A 6,879-nucleotide genomic window follows, 5' to 3' on the forward strand; every position below is an offset into this window, starting at 1 on the left:
GTGGTGACGCCGGACGATGCTATGCACGGCCCGGCGGATGCGCTCGTGGCCGCCGAGGCCCGGCGGGGCATTTGCCCCGGGCTCCTGTCCGCGCGCCAACAGTTCGCGCACGGGGATGGTGACTTGGGCGCTCCGGGCCGCCTGGCGCGGCCCGGAGCCTCACCCTCCGGGGCTACGACTCCCGGACAGGTCGTGGACCCGCGTCCCGGCTACGGCTGCGGCGCGAGCAGCTGCTTCTCGAGCACCGTGGTGGCCGGCACCGGCACGCCCCACGCCGTCTCGTAGTAGGAGGCCAGGTCCAGCAGCTGGAACTTGGTGAACTCCATGCGGAGGTTGGCCGTGACGCTGCGCGGGTTGAGGGGCGGGTAGCCCGCCGCGCCCGCCGTACCGTACTGGAAGTAGAATCGCGTGGTGGCGGAAGCCGCGCTGTCGATGGGGAACTTCGTCGCCTCGCCCGGGAAGCAGGCATTGCCCGTGGCGGGGTAGGAGGCCGGCAGCACCGTCTTGATGTTGAGCGTCTCGGGGCCGCCGGACAGCGTGGCCTCCAGCGGGATGACGGCGCCGGGGTTGGTGGACACCACCTGGTTGAAGGTGACGACCACGCACTCGCCGGCATCCAGCACGTTGGACACGTTGCCCGCGGTGTTGAGGTCCTTGAAGGTCACGGAGGTGATGGCCAGCGCGCGCGGGCTCTTCACGTCACCGCGCACGAAGGAGCCCTTCCAGGTGCGCACCAGGCCCGAGTAGGCCGAGGTGGCGCGCAGGATGAGGTTGTACTCCTGGCCCTCGGCGATGCGGCCCGCCGCGGGGGTGATGGAGTACACGTCGCCGGTGGCGTTGGCGGTCACGGTGACGTCGATCTGATCCCGCCCCGACTCGTCGGTGAGGATGGCGAGCATCGACTCGCGCAGCACGGGCTGGTTGAAGCCCAGGAAGATGGACTCGCCCTCGCGCAGGAGGTTGCGCGAGGGGCGCCGGTCGACGGTGGCCTGGAGGCTCGCCAGGTTGGTGGCCACCAGGTTGAAGGTGCCGCCCCCGTCGGTGTTGGTGGGCGACTCCAGGCGCACGAGCTGCGAGTAGCCCCGGCCGATCAGCGAGGAGGCGCTGAACTCGGCGACCGTGCCGGCCGCGTCGATGATGCCATCGCCGTTGTAGTCCACCGGGTCCACGAAGAGGCGGTAGCCGCCGAAGCCCGCGCCACCGATGCGCGCGAGCTCTCCGGGGGAGGGCACGCCGGAGAAGGTGACGATGCCCATCTCGTTGGCGAGCACCGGCGTGGCGATCACCGAGCTGGTGGTGGAGGCCTCGGTGCCGTTGAAGGCGAGCATGCCGGCGGGCGTGGCCTCGAGGTAGGCGCGCGCGTTGGCCGCGGGGTGGCCCGAGGGCGTGTAGAGCGTGAAGCTCACCGAGCCGCTGGTGTCCGCCAGCATCATGGCGCCCAGGCTGGCGTTGCCGTTGTTGATGGGGATGTTGCCCGCGCTGGAGGGCACGGTGGTGTTGGCGCGCAGCGTGGCGTAGCCGTCCTTGGACGCGGTCACCAGCACGCCCGAGCCCGCGGGCACGCCGGTGAACATGAAGTTGCCCGCGCCGTCCGTCTTCTTGGAGTAGGCCGTGCCCGACGTGTCACTGCCGATGAGCAGCGTCACGGTGGCGTCCGTGAGGGGCTGCATGCGGGTGTCGAGCACCTGCCCGGAGACGGTGCCCTTGGGCGTGGCCGGCGCCACCGCCGACACGGAATCCGGCTTGAGGACGCCATCGGCGATCCCATCTCCATTCGAGCCCCCGGGGCCGCACCCCATCACCAGGAACGGCACCACGACTGCCCAGCGCATCTTCATCGTCCCACCTTGGCTGCTTGAATTTGAAATCCGACGCTTCCGAGACCCCGCGCGCGGCGACCGCTTGCGCGGGTCGTCCACGGAGGGTAGCGGCCCGGCAGTCTCCGACCCACCGCCCTCTGACGTCAAGTTGGCGCGCCGGGTCTTTGCCCCACCCCCGGGCGGGCGCTGCTAGCGTGGCGCGCCATGAGTGACGTGGACGTGAACGCGCCCTGCCTGGGCTGTGGCGTGGTGACCGGAAAGGTACGACCCCTGGGGGGAGTGATCGCCCGGCCTCCCGGCTGGGTGCTGCACGGCGTGGCCTCGGCGAGCCCCGTGCCCGGCTGGGTGGTGCTCACCAGCACGCGCCACGTGCGCGCCGTCTACGAGCTCGAGGACGAGGAGGCGCGGGAGCTGGGGGCCTGGACGGCCCGGGTGACGCGGGCCCAGCGCGAGGTGCTCGGCGCCGCGCACGCCTACGTGTTCGCCATCGGGGACGTGCTGCGGCACTGCCACGTGCACCTGGTGCCGCGCTACCCGGACACGCCCGCGCGGCTGTGGGGCCGGGGGGTCTTCGACGCGCGGCCCGAGGAGGCCCAGTCCCCGGAGGCGCTGGAGGCGGCGGCCCGGGCCCTGGGTGAAGTCCTCTCCCGCTGAGCGCGTGGCCCGGCGGGCCTCCACGAGGTGGACGGGGGGACGCCGCGTGGAAGAATGGGGGGATGAGGGACGTGTGCCGCCTGCTCCTGCTCTTGTCGCTGCTGCTCGTGCCCGCGGCCGTGCGGGCCAGCAACACCGCGGACGAGGCGGACGTGAGCTTCGAGGTGGGCAACCAGGCCTATGCCCGGCGGCAGTACGTGGAGGCGCTGCGCTCCTACTTCACCAGCTACCGCCTGGTGCCCAACCGCAACGTCCTCTACAACATCGCGCGCTGCTACGAGGCCCTGGGCCGCTACAACGAGGCCTACCGCTACTACAACGACCTCACCCGCGAGGCCCTGCCGGCGGTGGACGCCGCCGAGGTGGAGCGGGCGCTCGAGCGGCTGCGGCCCAAGGTGGCGCTCATCCGCATCACCACGGATCCCCCCGGCGCCGAGGTCTTCGTGGACCGCGAGGACCTGGGCGCCCGGGGCCTGTCCCCGCAGACGCTCGCGCTGTCCCCCGGGCGCCACGAGGTCATGGTGCACAAGGACGGCTACCGGCGCGCCACGGTGTCCGTGGAGCTGACGCCCGGGCGCGCCGAGCAGCGCACCTTCACCCTGGAGCTCATCACCGGCGGGGTGCGGCTCACGGGCACCCCCTCGGGCGCCGAGGTGCGCGCCTCCCCGGACGGCCCCGTGCTGGGCCAGGTGCCCGGCACCCTGCGCTTCCCCCCGGGTCAACACGTGCTGCACGTGAGCGCGCCCGGCCACACCCCGGCCCAGGTGGTGGTGGACGTGGTGGCCGACGAGGAGGTGCCCTTCTCCGTGGCGCTCAGCCCCCGCCCGCCCCCCACCGGCCGCCTCATCGTCACCGCCAACCGCGACAACGCCACCGTGCGCGTGGACGGCCGCCCCATGGGCTTCACCCCCACCGTCATCACCCTCACCGAGGGGGAACACGACCTGGAGGTGGAGAGCCGGGACGTGAGCCCCCTGCACCAGCCCGTGCTGGTGCGGGCGGATCAGGAGACGCGCGTGCATGCGCCGCTGCGCTACGTGCCGCCGCCGGTGCGCGCCGCGTCCAAGAACCTGCTCAGCGTGGACGAGGCCCCCGCCTCCATCAGCGTGCTGTCGCGCGAGGAGCTGCGCGCCTTTGGCTACACCACGCTCGCCGAGGCCTTGAGCGCCGTGCGGGGCATCTTCGTGTCCGACGATCGGACGTACACCTACCTGGGCGTGCGCGGCTTCGCGCCCCCGGGGGACTTCAACACCCGCGTGCTCATCCTCTGGGACGGCCATCCGCTCAACGACATCGTGACGGGCCAGGGCTACTCGGCGCGCGACCTGGCGGTGGACCTGGGCGAGGTGGAGCGCATCGAGGTGGTGCGGGGCCCGGGCAGCGCCCTGTACGGCACGGGCGCCTTCTTCGCCGTCATCAACGTGGTGCCCCGGGACACGCTGGGGGGCGAGCAGCACGCGGAGCTCACCGGGGCGGCGGGCTCGCTCGGCGCCCTGCGGGTGCGCGCGAGCGCGGGCTGGGAGCGGGGCCGGGACTCGGTGCTCCTGTCCGTGGCGGGGCTCAATCTCCGGGGCGCGGAGCTCACGCGGCTGGGCAGCGGCCTGCCCACGATCGAGGGCCTGGACGCGGAGCGCGCCGCGAGCGCCTCGCTCCGGGCCCGCGCGGGTCGGCTCGGGCTGCACGCCCAGTGGCACTGGCGGCTCAAGCAGAGCCCCATGGGCCCCTTCGGCACGGTGCTCGGCGCGCCGGGCACCCAGGTGAGCGACGTGCGCGGCTTCGCCGAGGCGCGCTACGAGCAGCCCCTGAGCGAGCGCCTGGTGCTGTCCCTGCGCGGCGCCTACGACGCCAGCCGCTACGAGGGCCATTGGGTGTACGCCCAGTCCGACGAGGGCCTGAGGCAGGACACCGACGCCTCGCGCGCGGACTGGCTGTCGGCCGAGGCCCGGCTGCGCCTGCGCCTGGGCGCCCACCACCTCACCTTCGGCACGGAGGGCCAGGCCCAGGTGCGCCTGGATCAAAAGAGCTTCGGCCCCAAGGGCTCGGCCCCCATGCCCATCGGCTCGCGCGCGCTCCTGTCCGCCTACCTGCTGGACGAGTGGAACCTCCATCCGAGCTGGAGCCTGTTCGCCGGCGTGCGCCTGGATCGCTACACGAACCTGGACAGCGCGCCCTTCACGCCGCGCCTGGCGCTCATCGGCCGGCCCTATGCCCAGGGCCTCACCAAGCTGGTGGTGGGCCGCGCCTTTCGCGCCCCCACCCCCTACGAGCTGGACTACGAGGATGGGGGACGCGCCCAGGCGGCCGCAGGCCAACTGGCGCCGGAGACCATCACCACCCTGGAGCTCGAGCACGCGCATGACGTGACGAACGAGCTGCGCCTCACGCTCGCCGGCTACCACAACCGCATCTCCAACCTGGTGGTGCTCCAGCCCCAGGACGGCCCGCCGGGCTGTGGAGATCCCGCCGCCCCCACCGCCTGTGTCGTCTTCAGCAACCGCTCCGGGGAGACCCGGGCCTGGGGCGCGGAGGTGGGCCTGCGCTGGCAGCCGGGGCGCTACCTGCTCGTGGACCTGAGCTACTCCTTCGTCTCGCTGCGCAACGCCTCGCGCGAGGCGCTCAACGCGTCCCCCACGCACCTGGCCGCGGGCCGCGTGCTGCTGCCGCTGGGCCAGGGCGACGTGCGCCTGGCCACCCAGGCCACCTACCAGAGCGCCCGCGGCGACGCCGGAGACGGCGGCGATCACGGCGAGGCGCTCCTGCTCGGCATGGGCCTGTCCGGCGAGCTGGCCCACCTGCGCTACTTCGCCGGGGTGCAGAACCTGCTCGACACGCGCTACGCCCTGGCGCTCGGCGAGGAGCGCTCCGCGGTGCCCGTGCCGCAGTACGGCCGCACCTTCACGCTCCAGCTCACCGGCGGCTTCTGAGCCCGCCGGGCCGGCGCTTCACAGCTTGAAGGGGAACTCGACCTGCCCTTCGTCGCAGAAGAGCCCCACGCGATCGGCCTTCACGAAGGGTCCGCCCGGCACGCCCTGCTCGAAGTTCCCGAGCGTCACCTCGCGGGAGGTGCCCGGTGCCATGCCCCCCAGCTTGAGCATCTTGCGGCCCTGGGCCACGAGGATGCAGTGGCTCCAGACGATGGTGTCCGTGTTGGTCACCTCGAACGTCTTGCGCAGCGGCGAGAAGCTGCGGTCCGCGATGCGGCCCTTGAGCTCCCGGCGCGCGGCGGGCGTACCGGCTTCGGCGGGCTTGGGCGGCGCCTTGGGCGTCACCACGGGCTCGGGCACCGCCACGGTCGGCGGCTCGGCCGGCACCGTGTACTTCACCGGCACGGCGGCGGCGGCGGGCAACACCACGAGCCGCTCCGACTGATCCGCCCGGCGCACCCGGGCATCCGCGAACACCACGGTGCGCCGCTCGGACACCTGGGTGACCTTGGCCTCGCCCAGAAGCCTCGCCTTGCCATCGCGCACGGGCCCCGCCACCACCTGGACGACGCTGCCCGGCCGCAGGCCCTCCGTCTGCCCGTCGAGGACGAAGGACCTGGCGTCCCGACCGGGCCGCAGCGCCATCACGTGCTCGGCGGCGACGAGCCGGGAAGCGCGCGCCGGAGCGCTGTCCGCCACGGCCCGGGGCTCCTCCTCGGGCGGGCCCCCCACGGGAGGAGGGGGTGGGGGCGGCGGCATGCTGTTCGGAGGGGGAGGCCCCCGCGGCGGAGGCGGCGGCGGTCGCTCCGGGCCGCCGGACGGAGGCGCGTGGGCCCCCGGGTCTCCGAACATGCCCTGGGGGGGCGGGGGCCGCGGGGCCTGGGCCCAGGCCGCCGGAGGAGGCGGACGCCGGTTCATCATCACCGCGGTGACGCCCGCCGAGGCGCCCACCAACCCGAGCGCGCCCAGGAGGATCGCCGCCGTCCAGCCCTTGCGACCCGGGCCCTGGGGGATGACGGTCTCGGCGGTCACCGGGACGGCCACCACGGGCACGGCGGTGCGGCTGTCCGCGCGCACCATGGTGGACGCGAAGCCGATGCCCGAGCCGTCATCGGGCCCGGGGGCCTGGATGAGGGTGTTGAGCGGCTGGCCCGTGGGGCCCAGGGGCGCCGGGGGCGGCGTGCGGCGCAACCCCGGGCTCGACGAGAGCCGCGACAGGAGCTGGCGCTGCGAGGCGAAGGCCTCGGGACAGAGCGCGCGCACGAAGGCGCCCACTTCCTCGGCGCCCAGGGAGCCCCCCAGGCGCAGCAGCTGCTCGCTCAGCGCGCGGGCGAAGTCGTCGGTGCGGGTGTAGCGATCCGCGGGCGAGGGCGCGAGCGCGCGGCGCACCACGGCGTCCAGCGCGGGATCCACGTCGGGCCGCAGCTCGTGCAGCGCGGGCACGACGGGGTTGGACATGGCCGCCATCATCTCGCCCACCG

At 73.7% G+C, this 6,879-nt stretch carries 4 protein-coding genes; 2 read left to right on the forward strand and 2 right to left on the reverse strand.

The window, feature by feature from the left end:
- Positions 1–209: 209 nt before the first annotated feature.
- Positions 210–1,832 carry a carboxypeptidase-like regulatory domain-containing protein gene (locus I3V78_RS38740; protein WP_204496298.1) on the reverse strand — a complete coding sequence of 541 codons (1,623 nt, stop codon included), beginning with the start codon at positions 1,830–1,832 and terminating at the stop codon, positions 210–212.
- A gap of 192 nt (positions 1,833–2,024) precedes the next feature.
- Between I3V78_RS38740 and I3V78_RS38745 the strand changes: the two genes are divergently transcribed.
- Both I3V78_RS38745 and I3V78_RS38750 read left to right on the forward strand, forming a co-directional pair.
- The gene (locus I3V78_RS38745) at positions 2,025–2,474 is read left to right on the forward strand and encodes an HIT family protein (RefSeq protein ID WP_204496300.1); all 450 of its coding nucleotides are present in this window, start codon (positions 2,025–2,027) and stop codon (positions 2,472–2,474) included.
- A gap of 62 nt (positions 2,475–2,536) precedes the next feature.
- Positions 2,537–5,398 (forward strand): TonB-dependent receptor domain-containing protein, encoded by a 2,862-nt coding sequence (locus I3V78_RS38750; RefSeq protein ID WP_204496308.1) that lies wholly within the window; start codon positions 2,537–2,539, stop codon positions 5,396–5,398.
- Positions 5,399–5,416: 18 nt separating this feature from the next.
- On the opposite strand, the gene I3V78_RS38755 is transcribed toward I3V78_RS38750, so the two are convergent.
- The coding region (locus I3V78_RS38755; protein ID WP_476756497.1) for a serine/threonine-protein kinase at positions 5,417–6,879 on the reverse strand (1,463 nt) is incomplete at its 5' end.

Origin of the sequence: Archangium primigenium (assembly GCF_016904885.1) — a bacterium.
GTDB classification, from domain to species: domain Bacteria; phylum Myxococcota; class Myxococcia; order Myxococcales; family Myxococcaceae; genus Cystobacter; species Cystobacter primigenius.

What these genes read in the sequence shown, in the direction of transcription:
- I3V78_RS38745 (WP_204496300.1), top strand. Translation starts at nt 2,025, where the DNA reads ATGAGTGACGTGGACGTGAACGCGCCCTGCCTGGGCTGTGGCGTGGTG.
- I3V78_RS38750 (WP_204496308.1), top strand. Translation starts at nt 2,537, where the DNA reads ATGAGGGACGTGTGCCGCCTGCTCCTGCTCTTGTCGCTGCTGCTCGTG.
- I3V78_RS38740 (WP_204496298.1), bottom strand. Translation starts at nt 1,832, where the DNA reads ATGCGCTGGGCAGTCGTGGTGCCGTTCCTGGTGATGGGGTGCGGCCCC.